This is a genomic window from Lysinibacillus sp. FSL K6-0057 (genome assembly GCF_038630885.1).
GTDB classification, from domain to species: Bacteria; Bacillota; Bacilli; order Bacillales_A; family Planococcaceae; genus Lysinibacillus; species Lysinibacillus fusiformis_F.
The window spans coordinates 3,633,875-3,652,356 of the sequence record NZ_CP152047.1 but is presented as its reverse complement, the minus strand read 5'-3'; the positions used below and the strand labels follow the sequence as shown (position 1 = coordinate 3,652,356).

The window sequence follows — 18,482 nt, the reverse complement described above, 5'->3', positions numbered from 1 at the left end:
GTAACGGAGGGAATATGCTATGTCAAAAAAAGTATTAGTATTAAGTGAAGTTCGTGAAGGAAGCTTACGTAATGTTTCTTTCGAAGCAATTGCAGCTGCAAAACAAATCGCTGATGGTGGCGAAGTTGTTGGGGTACTTTTAGGGGATGCTGTAGCAAGTTTAACAGGTCCATTATTTGAATACGGTGCTGATCGTGTAGTAACAGTGGAACACCCACATTTAAAACAATATACATCTGATGGCTATAGTCAAGCACTATTAGCTGTTATCGAGCAAGAACAACCAGCTGGTATTGTCTTCGGTCATACAGCAAATGGGAAAGATTTATCGCCAAAAATTGCAAGCAAATTGCAAGCAGGTCTAGTATCTGATGTCACTGCTATTGAAGGTGCAGGCGATGATGTAGTATTCATCCGACCAATTTACTCTGGTAAAGCTTTTGAAAAAGTGAAAGTGAAAGAAGGCGTTGTTTTAGCTTCTATTCGTCCAAATAACATTACACCTTTAGAAAAAGCAGAAGGTAAAACAGGTGATGTGTCTGCAATTACTGCAGAGATTACAAACCTTCGTACAATTATTAAAGAAGTTGTTCGTAAATCTTCAGAAGGTGTAGATCTTTCAGAGGCGAAAGTAGTTGTTGCTGGTGGTCGTGGCGTGAAGTCAGAAGAAGGCTTCGAGCCATTAAAAGAGCTAGCAGATTTACTAGGCGGTGCAGTTGGCGCATCACGTGGTGCATGTGACGCTGAATACTGTGATTATTCGCTTCAAATCGGACAAACAGGTAAGGTCGTAACACCAGATCTTTATATTGCAGCTGGTATTTCGGGCGCAATTCAACATTTAGCTGGAATGTCCAATTCAAAAGTCATTGTTGCCATTAATAAAGATCCAGAAGCAAATATTTTCAAAGTAGCGGATTACGGTATCGTTGGAGATTTATTTGAAGTCATTCCGCTTCTAATTGAAGAATTTAAAGCATTAAAAGTGAACGCGTAAAGCAGATGCAGGAAGGGATAACTCTTCCTGCTTTTTTATATGGTTTTCTTTACAAGCAGCACTATTTGAAAATTATTGCAAAATAAAATATTGACATAATTAACGTTAGACATTATAGTGATGGATACAATAATGATTTGAAACGCAAAGATTAGGAGTAGTAAAAGTTCATTATTCGGTAAAGAGAGCTGCGGGTTGGTGCAACGCAGACCAATAAGACTTTGAACTTGCCTAGGAGTGGTAACACAAATAGAATTATCAGATTATTCTATTTGTTTGACGGTTAACCTTCGTTACAAGGTTTTTAAGCTGGGTTCTCAAGAACCAATTAGAGTGGTACCGCGGTTTGCTTATAGCATATCGTCTCTTCTTTCATTTGATGATGAAGGAATAGACGATATGCTTTTTTGATTTTTAGGAGGTAAGAAAGTGGAAAACAACAAGCAACAATTAACAAGAACAATGACCTCGCGTCATATCACGATGATGGCGTTAGGTGGTGCCATTGGTGCGGGATTATTTAAAGGAAGTAGTGCAGCCATTGATATGGCAGGGCCATCCGTGTTGATTGCCTATTTAATAGGTGGCATTATTTTATTATTTGTCATGCAAGGCTTAGCAGAAATGGCCGTTCGTAATAAAGAAGCAAGAACCTTTAGAGATTTAGTGCAATCAGTGTTAGGCAAATACCCTGCGTATTTCCTGGATTGGATCTACTGGAAAATGTGGGTTTTAAATATTGCAGCAGAGTCTGTCGTTGCTGCTATTTTTATTCAATATTGGTTACCAGAATATCCAATTTGGATACTCGCACTATCTGTTTCAGTGTTAGTAACAGCCATTAATTTATTATCCGTAAAAATCTTTGCAGAAACAGAATATTGGCTAGCATTAATCAAAATTACCGTTATTATTGTCTTTATCATTGCAGGACTTATTTTATTGCTTGTTACGTTTGGAAACCATAGTGCTGTTGGTTTTGCTAACTTAACGGAGCATGGTGGTTTTTTCCCTAATGGATCAAAGGGATTAATTGCTGCTATGCTTGTAGTTATCTACTCTTATGGTGGTACAGAAATCATCGGGATTACATTAGCTGAAACGAAAAATCCTGAAAAAGTAGTACCGAAAGCTGTTCGCAGTACATTAGTACGTATTGTTACTTTTTATTTACTGCCTTTCTTTATTATCGTAAGCTTGATTCCTTGGAATGAAGTAAATGGGGTTCCTGAAAGCCCATTTGTCATGGTTTTTAAAATGGTTGGTATTCCAGGGGCAGACCATATTATGAACGCTGTTGTTTTACTGGCCATTATTTCATCGATGAATTCAGGACTTTATGGTTCATCACGTGTACTATATACACAGGCTGTAGACGGACGTGTGCCTAAAGTCTTTGCTCATTTATCGAAACGAAAAGTACCGGTATATTCCATTTTAATGTGTACATTAGCGATGTATTTAGGCGTCATTTTATCTTTATATGCTGGAAGCAAAACCTTTGATTTCTTAATGGGATCACTTGGTTATACTGTGCTATTTATTTGGTTAATTATTGCGATTGCTCATTTAAAATCACGTAAAAAACAAGCAGAGAATACAAGTGCCTATGAAGTAAAATGGTTCCCTTATACCACTTGGATAGCCATACTGGCGTTAAGTGCGATTCTCATTGGCATTATTTTTACCACATCTATTATCGTGACAAGTATTACGTTATCTATCTATCTTTTTATTACGTTAACCTATGTATTGAAAGGTCGTTATCAAGTCAATTAATGGCTGTAATTTAATTTTTCAACACAGTTTTGCATAAAAAATACATTGTAGGCAGATTGTTCGCTCAAGTGAATTTATCCATGCTATACTACAATCATAGTAAGTTTAAGGAGGATTTCAAATGGCAATTGTACATGCAACAGATGCTACGTTCCAGGACGATATTAAAGAAGGGTTAGTACTAGTAGACTTTTGGGCTGCTTGGTGCGGACCATGTAAAATGATTGGGCCAGTTCTTGAAGAAATGGACGCTGCAGGTAGTGCGGCTAAAATTGTAAAAGTTGACGTTGACAATAACCAAGGTACTGCAGCTCAGTATCAAATTATGTCAATCCCGTCTTTACTATTATTTAAAGATGGAGAATTAGTTGACAAAACTGTAGGCTTCCAACCGAAAGAAGCTTTAGAAGCATTTATCGCAAAACATGCGTAATGAATGAAGTTCACAAAGCCGAGCCATCAATAGATGTGTTCGGCTTTTTTTCGTTATATAATAAAGAAAAATAACTAATAGGATTCATTGAGGGGAATTTTTACTTAGGGGGGGCAGGTAGGTAATGAACGATTTAATAAAGCGAAAACTGGATATTTTACCGGATCAGCCTGGCTGCTATTTGATGAAAGATCGACAAGGGACAATCATTTATGTCGGTAAAGCAAAAGTTCTGAAAAACCGTGTACGCTCCTATTTTACTGGAACACATGAAGGGAAAACTCAAAGACTTGTAGGTGAAATAGAAGATTTTGAGTATATCGTGACATCATCTAATATTGAAGCACTTATTTTAGAGCTGAATCTCATCAAGTTACATGATCCAAAATATAATGTCATGTTAACGGATGATAAGACCTATCCATATTTAAAAATTACGAATGAAAAACATCCTCGTCTGATTACAACACGGAGGGTAAAAAAGGATAAGGCTAAATATTTTGGTCCTTATCCGAATGCCTATGCAGCGAGCGAAACGAAAAAACTATTGGATCGATTGTATCCGTTGCGCAAATGTGTACAATTACCCTCCAAGGTTTGCTTGTACTATCACATGGGTCAATGCTTAGCACCTTGTGTTAAGGAAATTGATGGTCAGGTTTATCAAGAGATGATTGAGGATATGACGAAGTTTCTCAATGGTGGTGTGGAGGCAGTCAAAAAAGAGCTTGAAGTTAAAATGCTTGCAGCCGCTGAAAACCTAGAATTTGAACGAGCGAAGGAATTTCGAGATCAAATTGCCCATATTGATACGGTCATGCAGAAACAAAAAATAGTATCAAGTGATACAACAAATCGCGATGTATTTGGCTATGCCGTTGAAAAAGGGTGGATGTGTGTTCAGGTTTTCTTTGTACGCCAAGGTAAACTGATTGAGCGTGATGTCTCGATTTTCCCGATCTATCAAGATGCAGAGGAAGAATTCTTAACATTTGTTGGGCGCTTTTATGAAAAGCCAGAGCATATTAAGCCAAAAGAAATTTTTATTCCACAAGCCATTGATGCAGCCATCTTAACGGAATTATTAGAGATCAAAGTTCTCACACCAAAAAGAGGTCAAAAGAAGGAACTGGTTGAATTAGCAACCAAAAATGCCGAAATTGCTGTGGCAGCTAAATTCCAGCTGATAGAACGTCAGGAAGAACGTACGATTGGCGCTTGTGAGGCACTTGGTGAAGCAATGGGTATTAGTGCACCTTTACGAATTGAGGCTTTTGATAATAGTCATATGCATGGAACAGATGCAGTATCTGCCATGGTTGTTTTCATTGATGGGAAGCCTGCGAAAAAGGAATACCGAAAATATAAAACGCGTACAGCAGCCAAGCATGATGATTACGGTGCAATGCAGGAGGTTATACGTCGGCGATATATACGTGTTTTAAAGGAAGGTCTACCATTACCAGATTTAGTGTTAATTGATGGTGGTAAGGGGCAAATGGAAGTAGCCCGTGAAGTACTAGAAGATGAGCTTGGTCTTGTCATACCGATTGCTGGCTTAGCCAAGGATGACAAGCATAATACATCTCAGCTATTGTTTGGTGATCCGCCAGAGGTGATTGCCTTAAAACGTACAAGTGATGGCTTTTATTTATTACAACGAATTCAAGACGAAGTCCACCGCTTTGCTATTACCTTCTTGCGTCAACAGCATGAGAAGCATGCCATTCAATCTGTACTAGATCATATTGAAGGGGTAGGACCAAAACGTAAGCAACAGTTGCTTAAATATTTCGGATCAGTCAAAAAAATTCGAGAGGCGAGCGAGCTAGCTTTACAGGAGGCAGGGATGCCCGCTAATTTAGCAAGCCAAATTTTTAGCTATTTTCAGCAAGAATCATTGTCAAAGGAATAGGCATGTGCTATGGTTGTAAATAACATTGTTTTCAATGTTATGGAGAGATAACTGGCGTGACTAGCTTGTTTACGCTAAGGCTTAATGAATTGAATACATTCACTTTAAGGTGATGATAGAGGTGCAAGATTCAAGAGTAACACAATGGAGGATGGACAAGTCCAGAGATATTGTGTGAAAGGGGAGCTTGCCGAAGTACAGCGTTGTTGTTTCCATTGCTGTACTGGTTTTGCATTTAAGAAATGTAAGACTGTCGATTCTAAACGTTTCGGAGAGCTATCACACATGCGCAAGTTACGATTATTGTACATGTTATAGGCAGCTTTCACGTTATGTGGATGCTGCCTTTTAGTTTTTCTAGAAACGGTTTTGTCTCCTGTAATTAGGTGAAATACATGGACTGGAAGGGAGAACGAAAGAAATGGCTAAAATCGTGATGAAGTTTGGAGGAGCTGCATTAGCTTCTACTGAACAAATCCAACGGGCAGCTCGGAAAGCGATTGCTGAAAAGGACAGAGGATTTGATGTAGTGGTAGTTGTTGCAGCAATGGGACATACTGCCAAAGAAATGAAAATGATGGTACATCAACTAACTGACGATGTGTCAAAACGAGAATTAGATGCAGTTTTGTCTACAGGCTCTCAATTATCTAGTGCTTTATTTGCCATTGCCTTACAGGACGCGGGCTATCAGGCTGTGTCTCTGACTGGATGGCAGGCAGGTATTCATACGGATGGTATGTATCGGCATGCGCGTATCGACTATATTGATGTTAGTCGAATCGAAGAACACTTTGCACAGGGACAAATTGTAGTCATTGCTGGGGAACAAGGGGTTGACGAAGATCACAATATCACCATGCTTGGGAAAGGTGGAGCTGAAACGGCAGCTGTAGCGCTTGCCATCGCATTGGAAGCGGAGCGAGCTGATATGTATACAAATGTGGACGGTGTTTATACAGCAGATCCATGTTATGTGACATATGCCCAAAAGCTACAGGAAATTTCCTATGATGAAATGTTGGAATTATCTCATTTAGGATCTCATGTCATACATCCACGTGCGGTGGAGTTAGCAAAGAAATTTCAAATGCCTGTTATCATACGCTCAAGTTTAGTAGAGTCGGTAGGCACTTTATTGAAGGAGGAAGTGGAAATGGAAAAAAACTTAGTTGTTCGTGGCGTGGCCTTTGAATCAGATATTATTCGTTTAACAGTAGGGTATGATGCTTTCTCTAATGCTTCATTAGCAGATATATTTACTATTCTTGCTGAGAACCGCATTAATGTAGATATTATTGTTCAAGCCATTATTGATGGGCTGAAACCAACTGTTTCGTTTTCCATTTTAAAAGAGGAATTTGCAGAAGCATTACGTGTTCTAGAAGATAGTAAATTATCACTCGGATTTAGTTTTGCAGACTTCGAAATAGGGTTGGCGAAAGTTTCCATTATTGGTTCAGGCATGGCCTCTAATCCAGGTGTTGCTGCTCGTATGTTTGATCGGTTACGTTGTGAAAATATCCCTGTAAAAATGGTAAGTACTTCTGAAATAAAAGTTTCTGTTGTTGTACCACAGGATGATATGATCCAAGCAGCTAATGCACTGCATGATGAGTTTAATTTAGAGCAAGCACTTTACATATAATAATAGAAGAAACAGCATTTTATGTAATTGTCCGAAATTAAAGGAAGAAAAAAGAAGGATTGTCATCCCGTTAGGGGGAGACAATCCTTTTTATTACTCTGAGGGAATGGTATTCATAATACGTTCTTTGACGTCCCATTTGACTGTAAACATGACGTATTGTTGCTTTTCTCGCTTTTCATTATAGCATTCTGTAAGATAGCCTTTAGCTAGTTGAATTTGCTCTGCTATAAATCCTGCTTCAAGTTTAAAGCTACGTTGTTTAATTTGCAGAATTTCAGGGTCGTTTGTCAACTGGAAAATGCGTCCATCCTTTGATTCCTTCATAAGCTCTAATGTACCCCAGCAGGCATCTGCGAAAAATGCGATAAGTTCATCTTGACTTTTACATGGGAACTTGCGAGCAAGCTCTTTACCTGCCCAATAAAGGACATCATCTTCATGTTTACCGAGTATAGAAGATAGAATATGATCACGAATGATCTCATAGCCAAATGATGAGATTGTAGGAGATGGAGTGTTTAACATTGTTATCCTTCTTTCTTAGAATTTTCTTAAAATTTAAGGGTAATAAAGTAATGATAGATTTTTCGAGAAAAAACGACGCATCATGTACTAGATTAGTTCTTTAATAAGCTCTATGAAAAACTCCGAGTTGCCTTGACGCTCGTAGCTCTTGAGAGTACAATAAACATGTCATAATATTGTACCATGATGAAATACACAGTCAATGAAGTATCATTTACAAAATGATGACTTCTTTTGTTGTGCTATTTTAAGTACTAAGGGGGGTAACAGTCTTGTCGAAAGATCGAGAGTTTTTATGGCGTCGCTTACATTCTCTACTTGGGATCATTCCAGTAGGTCTGTTTTTAACGATGCACCTGTTCATTAACTTTACAGCAACAGGCGGGGCAGAAAGTTACAACGATGCTACCGCAGTAATGGAAAAGATTCCATTCCTTATCCTAGTTGAATGGATTGTCATCTATATTCCATTAATGTTCCACGCATTCTATGGTGTCTACATTGCATTCACTGCTACACCAAACACAGGACGTTTCAGCACGTACCGTAACTGGATGTTCTCTTTACAACGTTTTACTGGTGTATTCTTAGTGATATTCATCGCATGGCATATTTTCCAAACTCGTATTCAAAAAGCACTTGGCACACACGTTGATTACGACATGATGGCGAATATCGTTGCTAATCCATTCATGCTTGGATTCTACATTGTTGGTATTTTATCAGCAACTTTCCACTTATCTAACGGTTTATGGGCATTCCTAGTAAGCTGGGGTATTACACAATCTCCTCAGTCTCAAAAGATTGCTACTTACGTAACAAACATTATTTTCGTAATTCTAAGTGTAGTTGGTGTGGCAGCTATTTTAGCTTTCGTATAATTCAATAGAAGCTACGATAGAGCACATGCAATCATTGCAATTTTTTAAGAGGAGTGAGAAATAATCATGGCGAAAAGCAAAATAATTGTTGTCGGCGGTGGTCTTGCCGGTCTGATGGCAACGATTAAAGCAGCTGAAGTTGGTACTGAAGTTGATTTATTCTCATTAGTTCCTGTAAAACGCTCACACTCTGTTTGTGCGCAAGGCGGAATTAATGGTGCGGTAAATACAAAAGGTGAAGGGGATTCTCCATGGATTCACTTTGATGATACAGTATATGGTGGGGACTTCTTAGCGAACCAACCACCAGTAAAAGGTATGTGTGACGCAGCACCTGGCATTATTCACTTAATGGACCGTATGGGTGTTATGTTCAACCGTACACCAGAAGGACTTTTAGATTTCCGTCGTTTTGGTGGTACTTTAATGCACCGTACAGCTTTCTCTGGTGCAACAACTGGTCAACAATTACTATATGCGCTAGATGAGCAAGTTCGTTCTCATGAAGTAGCTGGTTTAGTAAATAAATATGAACACTGGGAATTCCTTGGTGTTATTATCGATGAAGACGGCGTTTGCCGTGGTATCGTAGCGCAAGATATGCGTACAGAAGAAATTAAATCATTCCGTGCAGACGCTGTTATTATGGCGACTGGTGGCCCTGGTATTATCTTCGGTAAAACAACAAACTCTGTTATTAACACAGGTTCTGCTGCTTCTATCGTTTATCAACAAGGTGCTTCATATGCGAATGGTGAATTCATTCAAATTCACCCAACAGCGATTCCTGGAGATGACAAAAACCGTCTAATGTCAGAATCAGCTCGTGGTGAAGGTGGTCGTATTTGGACTTATAAAGACGGTAAACCTTGGTACTTCTTAGAAGAGAAATACCCAGCTTATGGTAACTTAGTACCACGTGATATTGCAACACGTGAAATTTTCGACGTTTGTGTAAACCAAAAACTTGGTATCAATGGCGAAAACATGGTATACCTAGATCTTTCACATAAAGATCCACATGAATTGGACGTTAAACTTGGTGGTATCATCGAAATCTACGAAAAATTCGTAGGGGATGACCCACGTAAATTACCAATGAAAATTTTCCCAGCAGTTCACTATTCAATGGGTGGATTATGGGTTGACTACAATCAAATGACTGAAATTCCTGGTCTATTTGCAGCAGGTGAATGTGATTACTCTCAACATGGTGCAAACCGTCTTGGTGCAAACTCATTATTATCTGCTATTTACGGTGGTATGGTTGCAGGACCAAACGCAGTAGATTATGTAAAACATCTTAAAAAGCATGCTGAAGATCTTCCACAAGAGATTTACGATGCTCGTGTAACAGAGGAACAAGCGAAATGGGATGCTATCATGAAAATGGAAGGCACAGAAAACGCTTACTTACTGCATAAAGAGCTTGGTGAAATGATGACTGCTACAATGACTGTAGTACGTTACAATGATCAGCTTGAAGATACATTGAAAAAACTTGATGAGCTTACTGAGCGCTGGAACAACATCAACATCAATGATACGCAAAAATGGAGCAATCAAGGCGCGCACTTTACACGTCAGCTTAAAAATATGTTAGTGCTTGCAAAAGTAATGACAAAAGGTGCACTATTACGTAACGAATCTCGTGGTGCGCACTATAAACCTGATTTCCCTAATCGTGATGACGAGCAATTCTTGAAAACAACAATGGCGAAGTTTGACCCAACTACTGGTAATCCAATCATCACGTACCAAGAAGTCGACGTTTCTTTAATCCCACCACGTAAACGCGACTACTCTGCGAAAGGAGACTAAAAGTTATGCAAATCTCAGCTAATACTGGAAGAATGGTTAAAGTAGAAGTCTTACGTCAAGATACACAGGGCGGCGATAGCTACTGGCAAAAATTCCAAGTGCCTTACCGTCATGGTATGAACGTAATTTCTATTTTAATGGAAATTCAAAAAAATCCTGTTACTGAAAATGGTGAAAACACATCGCCAGTATCATGGGATATGAACTGTTTAGAAGAAGTTTGTGGTGCATGTTCAATGGTGATCAATGGCCGTCCACGTCAATCATGTTCAACACTTGTTGACCAATTGACTGAACCAATTAAATTGGAGCCAATGAAGACATTCCCTGTTATTCGTGACTTACAAGTTGACCGTGAACGTATGTTCAACGCGCTTAAAAAAGTTAAAGCATGGGTACCAATCGATGGTACGTATGATTTAGGTGAAGGTCCACGTATGCCAGAAGGTAAACGTCAATGGGCTTATGAATTATCTAAATGTATGACTTGTGGTGTATGTATGGAAGCATGTCCGAACGTATCTGAAAAAGCTTCATTCATCGGGCCAGCTCCATTATCACAAGTACGTCTTTTCAACACTCACCCAACTGGTGCAATGATTAAAGACGAACGTTTAAATGCGATTATGGGCGATGGTGGCCTTGCGAACTGTGGTAACTCTCAAAACTGTGTTGCTGCATGTCCAAAAGGGATTCCTTTAACAACATCAATCGCTTCATTAAACCGTGCTACTTCAGTGCAAATGTTCCGTAACTTCTTCGGTTCTGACCACTATGTAGACTAATATACGGACAAGCTAAACTCCCTTACACTTTGTGTGAGGGAGTTTTTTATAGTTATAGAAATGAATAGTCAACAAGATGATTATTCGTGTTTTTTCTATGATAATATAGCATTTTCTTTTATAATGAATATGGATTCATTTTGTTAACCGTCATCATAACTCGGTTGATGATCAGACGGGCAATTATATGACAGGGGATGGTATATCATGAAGGCAAATTATATCGATAATTTTCAAGAGTGGGAAAAGGGATTTTCATTTTATAGTGAGGTACGCGTGCGATTTTCAGAAACAGACATGTATGGTCATATGAACAATACGATTAGCTTTACATATTTTGAGCAAGCAAGAATTGATTATTTCCGACATTTAGGTATTTTAATGCCTTCTGCAGGGGATGATATACAATCTATACCAATAGTAGCCGATTTACAATGTGATTATGTAAAGCAGGTTTTCTTTGATGATGTTCTACGCATTTATACAAAAATCGCACAAGTTGGGAATTCGTCGATGGATATTCATTATCTAGCAAAAAATCAAAAGGACGAAATTTGTTTCACTGGTCGTGGAACGATTGTGCAAATGGACCCTCGCACAGGTAAAAGTGTGCCGATCTCAGAGGAAGAAAAAACGAAATTAATTCAGTTGGCTATTCTACCTCACTAGTTCAATATGTAACTATATGTAAATTTATTAAAATAGTAGGAATTACATTTTACGTAAAATTTACGAATGTATCTATGTAATTTTCGAAATTTTTAAGGAAACATGGAATAATCATGCAAATAGCCGTCACCGCTTCCTGCCCCTTAACATAAGTTACAATACGTGCGGGGGAGGAGGGTGTAACTGAATGAATGGCTCTCATCATCGTTCTCTTTTAACAAACCGAGAACGTGAAATATTTGCGCTTTTATTAGCTGAAAAAACAACGAGAGATATTGCAGAGCAGCTTGGTATTAGTGAAAAAACAGTGCGAAATCACATTTCCAATACAATTCAAAAGCTAGGTGTAACGAATCGATCTCAGGCGTTAATTGAGCTGTTACGCTTGGAAGAATTTAAATTAGACTAATGGACACTTGCTATTTCGTGAAAAAAACGACAAAATAGAACTATTCAACGTATTTTTAGGAGTGAAATAGTTATATGTCGGATGAAGTAACAAAGCACTCACCTGAAACCGTTGCAACGGTTGAAAAGGAATTACGCTATATAGCGGCCATCGTGAAGCAAAAGGGAAGAGAAATTGTTTCCGATTATGCGATTACGCCGCCACAATTTGTTGCATTACAGTGGTTAGAAGAGCTTGGTGATATTACAATTGGCGAATTATCAAACCGTTTATATTTAGCTTTTAGCACGACAACAGATTTAGTGGACCGAATGGAGAAAAATGAATTAGTCAAGCGTGTGCGTGATGAAAATGATCGCCGTGTCGTTGTCGTTCATCTTCTCGAAAAAGGCGAACGTATTATTCAAGAAGTTATTGAAAAAAGACAGCAATACTTGCAAGAGATGCTTGTTGGTTTTAATGAACAAGAAGTCGCGCAATTATCAAGCTACTTAGAGAAACTACATGTACACATGAAACAGGATTGAGGCGGAAAGTATGAATGCCCCGATAGGCGTTATTGACTCAGGAGTAGGCGGTTTAACCGTAGCAAAAGAAATCATGAAGCGATTGCCAAACGAAACGATTTATTATATTGGCGATACAGCAAGGTGTCCGTATGGTCCAAGAAGTCGTCAGGAAGTACGGAATTTTACTTGGCAAATGGCAAAAGCACTCGAAAAAATGAATGTTAAGATGCTCGTTATAGCTTGTAATACAGCGACTGCAGTAGCACTCGAAAGTTTACAAAGAAATATGCCTTTTCCGGTACTAGGTGTTATCAATGCTGGCGCACGTGCAGCTGTAAAGAAAACGAAGCGACATGAAGTCGTTGTGCTTGCAACAGAAGGAACGATTAAAAGTGGGGCGTATGAAGAAGCCTTGTTGTCACTCAATACGTCAACACATATTATTCCACTAGCTTGTCCAACATTCGTGCCACTTGTAGAAAGTGGCGAATATAAAGGTGACTTTGCAAATAATTTAATAGCTGAAGGCTTAAAGCCGTTGAAAAATCGACAATTTGATACGGTTATTTTAGGGTGTACACATTATCCTATTCTACAAAAACAAATTGAAGCTGTTGTCGGAGAAGATGTGAATGTATTATCTTCTGCGGAGGAAACAGCAAAGGATGTTCAGGAAATGTTAGCTTATAACGGCACTTTAGCAAATGCAAATGCGGTGCCTGTTCATAAATTTTTTGCAACTGGTTCTGTTCCAATTTTCCGTTCGATTGCTGAGAATTGGTTAGAGCAAGGTACTCTCGACATAAAACGTATCACATTAAAATAAAAAATCAGCTTAGCAACAGGCTAGGCTGATTTTTGCCGTTTTCAGCATTGTACATAAGCCACCATCGAGTACTTTTTTGATGGCACAAATTATGATAAGATGAGGGCGCGAAAGTTTTTAGGAGGAACGAAAAATATGACAAGATTTGATGGTAGAAATGCAGATGAGCTAAGACCTGTGAAAATAGATAGTGAGTATCTATTACATCCAGAAGGCTCCGTATTAATTCAAGTAGGCAATACAAAAGTAATTTGCACAGCAACGATTGAAGACAAGGTACCTGGCTTTTTACGTGGGCAAGGGAAAGGGTGGATCACAGCCGAATATTCCATGCTGCCTCGTGCAACCGCTCAACGTACACAACGTGAATCCTCTCGTGGGAAAGTCAATGGACGTACAATGGAGATTCAGCGCTTAATTGGGCGTGCATTACGTGCTGTAGTCGATTTAGAGGCGCTAGGCGAACGTACTGTATGGATTGACTGTGATGTCATTCAAGCTGATGGTGGTACTCGTACAGCATCCATTACGGGAGCATTTGTTGCCATGACACAGGCCATTGCTAAATTTGCTGAAGAAAAGCCATTCGAAAAATTCCCAGTAACAGACTTTTTGGCAGCAACAAGTGTTGGGATTGTAGAAGATCAAGGTGCTATTCTCGATTTAAATTATGTAGAAGATGTGGCTGCAGCTGTTGATATGAACATTGTGATAACGGGCGCAGGACGATTTGTAGAATTACAAGGTACTGGAGAGGAAGCTACCTTTTCTCGTCAAGAACTAAATGAATTGTTAGCACTAGGTGAAAAAGGCATACAACAATTAGTTGAACTTCAAAAAATAACGCTTGGTGAACTAGCAAACAAGGTTGGAGGGAATCAATAGTATGAAACAAGTAGTCATCGCCACAAAAAATAAAGGAAAAGCAAAAGATTTTGAAGCATTATTTGGCCCACTTGGTTATGAAGTCGTGACAATGTTTGAAGTGGCACCAGAAATGGAAATAGAAGAAACAGGAACAACATTCGAAGAAAATGCCATCTTAAAAGCAGAAGCATTAGCGAAGGAGCTTGGTACCATTGTTATTGCAGATGATAGTGGTTTAGCAGTAGATGCATTAAATGGTGACCCAGGCGTGTATTCTGCTCGCTATGCTGGTGACCATGATGATGAAGCAAACATGATCAAACTGTTAGAAAATTTACAAGGTGTCGAAGATGACAAACGATCAGCACGTTTTTGCTGCTGTATTGCAATTGCAGGGCCTGATTTTGCAACAACAACGGTATTTGGCACATGTGAAGGTGACATTGCCCATGAAAAGCGTGGAACGAATGGCTTTGGCTATGATCCAATCTTTTTCGTGCCAAGCTTAAATCGTATGATGGCAGAGCTTTCACCAGAGGAAAAAGGCTCTATTTCTCACCGTGGCAATGCCATCCGCAAGTTAAAGGAGCAATTACCGAATCTTATCAAATAAGAGGTGATATCCATGAAAATACTTGTTATGAGCGATACACATGGTGATAGCCATGTCATCGAAAAGGTTAAAGGTTTTTATCCTGAAATAAATGTTGTGATTCATTGTGGAGATAGTGAACTTCCCTACTCACATACGGCATTAGAAGGATTGAAAAAAGTTCGGGGAAACTGTGATCATGAGAAAGCTTTCCCTGAAGAAGAAATTTTCACTGTCCATGATGTAAAGATTTTTGTGACACATGGTCATTTATTCAATGTGAAAAATTCCATTTTATCATTATCCTATCGTGCAAAAGAAGTAGGTGCACAGATCGTTTGTTTTGGTCATTCTCATATTCTCGGTGCCGAAATGATGGATGATATCTTATTTTTAAATCCGGGCAGCTTATTAAAACCACGTGGTCGTAAAGAGAAAAGCTTTGCTGTTGTGGAAATCAATGCAACATCTTTTAAAGTCGATTGCATGACAGATGACAATCAATGTATGGCTACATATACATTTGACCGACAATAATAGGAAAAATCCGCATGACTATCAAAGTATGCGGATTTTTATTTGGGCTGCTGATAATGGTAAAATTGACTAGGAATGATTAATGCTGAAATAGCAAAAATAAATCGTAAAGGCAATAAAGGAGAAAACATGGAAAAAACAATTGGCTGGCATTTTGATAATAGTTACGTTCAACTACCAAGTATTTTTTATTCCGACATATCGTTAAATCCTGTTCGTTCACCAAAATTGATCTTGTTAAATGAAGCAGTTGCAGCATCACTCGGATTAGACATTCAGACTTTAAAGAGTGAGGAAGCTTTAGTCGTTTTAGCTGGTAATACAATCCCAGAAGGTGGCGAACCGATTGCACAGGCCTACGCAGGGCATCAATTTGGTCATTTTAATATGCTAGGTGATGGTAGAGCTCTATTATATGGGGAACAAATCACACCTCAAAACGATCGATATGACATCGCTCTAAAAGGATCAGGTAGAACACCTTATTCTCGTGGAGGAGATGGACGAGCCGCATTAGGTCCAATGCTAAGGGAGTATATCATGAGTGAAGCGATGTTTGCGTTAGGGATTCCCACTTCACGCAGTCTAGCAGTAGTAACTACAGGTGAAATGATTATCCGAGAAACGGAACTACCAGGCGCTATTGTCACACGAGTTGCAAGTAGTCATTTGCGAGTGGGGACCTTTCAATATGCCGCGCAATGGGGGACAGATGAGGAGCTACAGCTCTTAGCTGATTATGCATTAGAACGACATTACCCAGCTAATATTGGCGGTCAAAATCGTTATCTTTATTTGCTACAAGAAGTCATGAAGAAACAAGCGTCCCTTATAGCCAAGTGGCAGTTAGTGGGCTTTATTCATGGCGTCATGAACACAGATAATATGACCATTAGCGGTGAAACCATTGATTATGGTCCTTGTGCATTCATGGACATCTATGATCCCGCGACTGTGTTTAGCTCTATTGATCGCCAAGGACGTTATGCTTATGGAAATCAGCCCAACATTGGTGGCTGGAATTTAACTCGCTTAGCTGAGTCCTTACTACCTTTAATTGATGATGATCAAGAAAAAGCCATTCAACTGGCACAAGATACGCTACAACAGTATCCAAAATTATATGTAGAAAATTGGTTGGAAGGAATGCGTGCAAAGCTAGGCATTTTTAATGAGGAGCAAGAAGACATCAAGCTTGTTGAAGAGCTTCTTCAGCTTATGCAGCAATACCAAGCTGATTATACCAATACATTTATCGCCTTAACGTTTGAGCAATTGGAGGATTCTCCATTATTTAATGCCTCAGCTTTTAAAGACTGGCATCACAAATGGCAAGCTCGATTAGCAAGACAGCAGCAAACAAAAGACATGTCACAACAATTAATGCGTCAACATAATCCAGCTGTTATTCCACGTAATCACAGGGTAGAAGAAGCTTTGGAAGCGGCTGTTGAACGAGGCGATTATAGTGTGATGAACAACTTCCTAAAAATCCTTGCTCAGCCCTACGCTCATACGAATGAACAACAAGAATACGCTTCATTACCTGAACCGACGAATCAACCATATCGTACGTTTTGTGGCACATAAGTAAAAACGAGAGCTATTTATTCTCTCGTTTTTATTTATTTGTATAAAGGCACTCTCCTGTACTCAAACGCATATTCTATGTATGAATAAAGAAAAAGGAGAATAGGGTCGGTGTATAAGTATTCAAAGGGTTGGTTTGTCAAAGTATTACGTGCTCATGGAATAATGGTTCATCCTCAATTTAAAAATCATTTAGGCTTATATAAAGAATCTGAATTACGAAATTTATATTATCGTTATGTCGAAATAGAGTCTGCTGAGCAGGATCAATAGACCGTTTGTTTGAATAACTCCTTTCTAGGAAAAACTAGTGATTAGAAAGGAGTTTTACTATGTGGATGATGACTCAAACATGGCAAGATGTTTTATTTTTACATTGGCCGATAGCCCCTCAAGAACTCGAAAAACATGTACCTCAAGAACTGAAGCTCGATCTATTTGAGCAAAATGCTTGGATCAGCGCTGTCCTTTTTAAAGTTTATCGTCATCGGCTACGCTTTCTACCACCTCTTCCTGGGATGAACACTTATTTACAATTGAATGTCCGAACATATGTGGAGTACAACGGCATGAAAGGTATCTATTTTTTTCATTTAGATGTGACGAATTATTTCCTATCAAAAATCACTGCAATAGGGAGCTTGCCATATCGCCATTCCAACATCTTAGTAAAACAAAGAGGGGATCACTATTCATATACAAGCCATTACAAAGTAAGTGATGAAAGATTGAGGGTTACTTGTACAATAGGAGGCAAGACCAATACTAATTTCGACCAATGGATTGTAGAGCGTTATCATTCATGGGCGAAATGGAAGGATACACTTTTCCGCATTGATATTCACCACTCCCCATGGGAATTAAAGCGAGCGACAGTAACGATTCAAAGCAATACATTAGCTTCTTTTATGAAGGGGAGCTTCCAAGGCATGCAGCCTCATGCACATTATGCCAAAAACAAAGTGGCGAGAGTTTTTCCTCCAGCAGTTGAGCGTAAAATGGTCATAAATGCATCAAGATTTTTACATTAAAAGAGGTAACAAAATTGCATCACGATGGCGCTGGCAATCATATCTGACATCGCAAGTGCCTCTGCTTCAATTTCATCAAATACATCGACATCTGCCTGATAATCTTTTTGTATCATGGTGACCGCTTCATTTTTCGTTAAAGCTAAATGCGTATAAAACATTTTTTGTACTGCCTCTCTACTTAGGTATGGATTGATTGTATGCAAAAAGAAAGCAATATCATCTGCATTACGATACCATTCCTTCTCTTTTGCTTCCGCTGTGGTAGCGTCTCCTTTTGTTGCAGCTGTCACTAATTGAGCCGCAATTACCAGATGCTCTTTAATTAAAGCTGCATAATGATCTGCCACGGAGTCGCCGTAAAAGGGGCGTAGACAATTCCCTAAATCGGTTGCATTGCGTAGCAAACGCTGCTGCACAAAGGGTAAATCAGGCAAATTAAATACAATGCTAATAATGGTCATCCGTGTCCAATTCACATGCTCCATCCAAAGTAAGCGGTTCATAGCCATAAAATCCGCTTCGCCTTTACTAATACAGCGTCGGTAATCATTATTAGACTGTAAAAAGTGACGAATCGGAGCTGTATAGTGCGTATAGGGAGCGTGATACAGTTGGCTTAATGAAAAACCATTTGCATAGGGGTACAAGGCTTCACTCCTTCT

At 39.0% G+C, this 18,482-nt stretch carries 20 protein-coding genes, 1 riboswitch and 1 other annotated feature; of the genes, 18 read left to right on the top strand and 2 right to left on the bottom strand.

Features of this window, described 5'->3' with window-relative positions:
- Nucleotides 1-19 precede the first annotated feature (19 nt).
- From MHB40_RS18130 to MHB40_RS18110, 5 genes are all read left to right on the top strand, one after another.
- Nucleotides 20-997: an electron transfer flavoprotein subunit alpha/FixB family protein gene (locus MHB40_RS18130; protein ID WP_342441163.1), complete on the top strand. Its 978-nt coding sequence runs from the start codon at nt 20-22 to the stop codon at nt 995-997.
- A 138-nt stretch (nt 998-1,135) separates the two neighbouring features.
- Nucleotides 1,136-1,368, top strand: a binding site (T-box leader).
- 58 nt (nt 1,369-1,426) lie between these two features.
- Complete coding sequence (locus MHB40_RS18125; RefSeq protein WP_205444853.1) at nt 1,427-2,776, top strand: amino acid permease; 1,350 nt, start codon at nt 1,427-1,429, stop codon at nt 2,774-2,776.
- A gap of 121 nt (nt 2,777-2,897) precedes the next feature.
- Complete coding sequence (trxA, locus tag MHB40_RS18120; RefSeq protein WP_004226420.1) at nt 2,898-3,209, top strand: thioredoxin; 312 nt, start codon at nt 2,898-2,900, stop codon at nt 3,207-3,209.
- A gap of 124 nt (nt 3,210-3,333) precedes the next feature.
- Nucleotides 3,334-5,124 carry an excinuclease ABC subunit UvrC gene (gene uvrC, locus MHB40_RS18115; RefSeq protein ID WP_342533143.1) on the top strand — a complete coding sequence of 597 codons (1,791 nt, stop codon included), beginning with the start codon at nt 3,334-3,336 and terminating at the stop codon, nt 5,122-5,124.
- A 108-nt stretch (nt 5,125-5,232) separates the two neighbouring features.
- Nucleotides 5,233-5,411: riboswitch (Lysine riboswitch) on the top strand.
- Between the two features lie 134 nt (nt 5,412-5,545).
- Nucleotides 5,546-6,772, top strand: coding sequence for an aspartate kinase (locus MHB40_RS18110; protein ID WP_342533142.1), 1,227 nt, complete (start codon nt 5,546-5,548; stop codon nt 6,770-6,772).
- Between the two features lie 93 nt (nt 6,773-6,865).
- Here MHB40_RS18110 and MHB40_RS18105 read toward each other — a convergent pair whose 3' ends face one another.
- The gene (locus MHB40_RS18105) at nt 6,866-7,300 is read right to left on the bottom strand and encodes a YslB family protein (RefSeq protein ID WP_205444847.1); all 435 of its coding nucleotides are present in this window, start codon (nt 7,298-7,300) and stop codon (nt 6,866-6,868) included.
- 272 nt (nt 7,301-7,572) lie between these two features.
- On the opposite strand from MHB40_RS18105, the gene MHB40_RS18100 reads away from it, so the two are divergent.
- The 13 genes from MHB40_RS18100 to MHB40_RS18040 all read left to right on the top strand — a co-directional run bounded on the left by MHB40_RS18100 (nt 7,573) and on the right by MHB40_RS18040 (nt 17,817).
- The gene (locus MHB40_RS18100; protein WP_141904737.1) at nt 7,573-8,181 is read left to right on the top strand and encodes a succinate dehydrogenase cytochrome b558 subunit; all 609 of its coding nucleotides are present in this window, start codon (nt 7,573-7,575) and stop codon (nt 8,179-8,181) included.
- Between the two features lie 66 nt (nt 8,182-8,247).
- Nucleotides 8,248-10,002: a succinate dehydrogenase flavoprotein subunit gene (gene sdhA / locus MHB40_RS18095; RefSeq protein WP_205444846.1), complete on the top strand. Its 1,755-nt coding sequence runs from the start codon at nt 8,248-8,250 to the stop codon at nt 10,000-10,002.
- A 5-nt stretch (nt 10,003-10,007) separates the two neighbouring features.
- The gene (gene sdhB, locus MHB40_RS18090; protein ID WP_205444844.1) at nt 10,008-10,787 is read left to right on the top strand and encodes a succinate dehydrogenase iron-sulfur subunit; all 780 of its coding nucleotides are present in this window, start codon (nt 10,008-10,010) and stop codon (nt 10,785-10,787) included.
- A gap of 207 nt (nt 10,788-10,994) precedes the next feature.
- Nucleotides 10,995-11,456, top strand: a complete 462-nt coding sequence (locus MHB40_RS18085) for a thioesterase family protein (protein WP_342533141.1) — start codon at nt 10,995-10,997, stop codon at nt 11,454-11,456.
- Between the two features lie 187 nt (nt 11,457-11,643).
- Nucleotides 11,644-11,865 (top strand): LuxR C-terminal-related transcriptional regulator, encoded by a 222-nt coding sequence (locus MHB40_RS18080; protein ID WP_004226437.1) that lies wholly within the window; start codon nt 11,644-11,646, stop codon nt 11,863-11,865.
- 74 nt (nt 11,866-11,939) lie between these two features.
- Entirely contained in the window at nt 11,940-12,392 is a 453-nt protein-coding gene (locus MHB40_RS18075; protein ID WP_016991542.1) for a MarR family transcriptional regulator, read from the top strand.
- A gap of 10 nt (nt 12,393-12,402) precedes the next feature.
- Complete coding sequence (racE, locus tag MHB40_RS18070) at nt 12,403-13,200, top strand: glutamate racemase (RefSeq protein WP_342533140.1); 798 nt, start codon at nt 12,403-12,405, stop codon at nt 13,198-13,200.
- A 135-nt stretch (nt 13,201-13,335) separates the two neighbouring features.
- Nucleotides 13,336-14,085, top strand: a complete 750-nt coding sequence (gene rph / locus MHB40_RS18065) for a ribonuclease PH (protein WP_342533139.1) — start codon at nt 13,336-13,338, stop codon at nt 14,083-14,085.
- Between the two features lies 1 nt (nt 14,086).
- Complete coding sequence (locus tag MHB40_RS18060) at nt 14,087-14,680, top strand: XTP/dITP diphosphatase (RefSeq protein WP_342533138.1); 594 nt, start codon at nt 14,087-14,089, stop codon at nt 14,678-14,680.
- Nucleotides 14,681-14,692: 12 nt separating this feature from the next.
- Nucleotides 14,693-15,196: a metallophosphoesterase gene (locus MHB40_RS18055; RefSeq protein ID WP_342533137.1), complete on the top strand. Its 504-nt coding sequence runs from the start codon at nt 14,693-14,695 to the stop codon at nt 15,194-15,196.
- 129 nt (nt 15,197-15,325) lie between these two features.
- Nucleotides 15,326-16,786, top strand: a complete 1,461-nt coding sequence (locus MHB40_RS18050) for a YdiU family protein (protein ID WP_342533136.1) — start codon at nt 15,326-15,328, stop codon at nt 16,784-16,786.
- 111 nt (nt 16,787-16,897) lie between these two features.
- Nucleotides 16,898-17,059 carry a DUF2639 domain-containing protein gene (locus tag MHB40_RS18045; protein ID WP_342533135.1) on the top strand — a complete coding sequence of 54 codons (162 nt, stop codon included), beginning with the start codon at nt 16,898-16,900 and terminating at the stop codon, nt 17,057-17,059.
- 59 nt (nt 17,060-17,118) lie between these two features.
- Nucleotides 17,119-17,817: a DUF2071 domain-containing protein gene (locus MHB40_RS18040; RefSeq protein ID WP_342533134.1), complete on the top strand. Its 699-nt coding sequence runs from the start codon at nt 17,119-17,121 to the stop codon at nt 17,815-17,817.
- Here MHB40_RS18040 and MHB40_RS18035 read toward each other — a convergent pair.
- Nucleotides 17,814-18,467 carry a hypothetical protein gene (locus tag MHB40_RS18035; RefSeq protein ID WP_342533133.1) on the bottom strand — a complete coding sequence of 218 codons (654 nt, stop codon included), beginning with the start codon at nt 18,465-18,467 and terminating at the stop codon, nt 17,814-17,816. The two genes, MHB40_RS18040 and MHB40_RS18035, sit on opposite strands and share 4 nt — an antisense overlap.
- Nucleotides 18,468-18,482 lie beyond the last annotated feature (15 nt).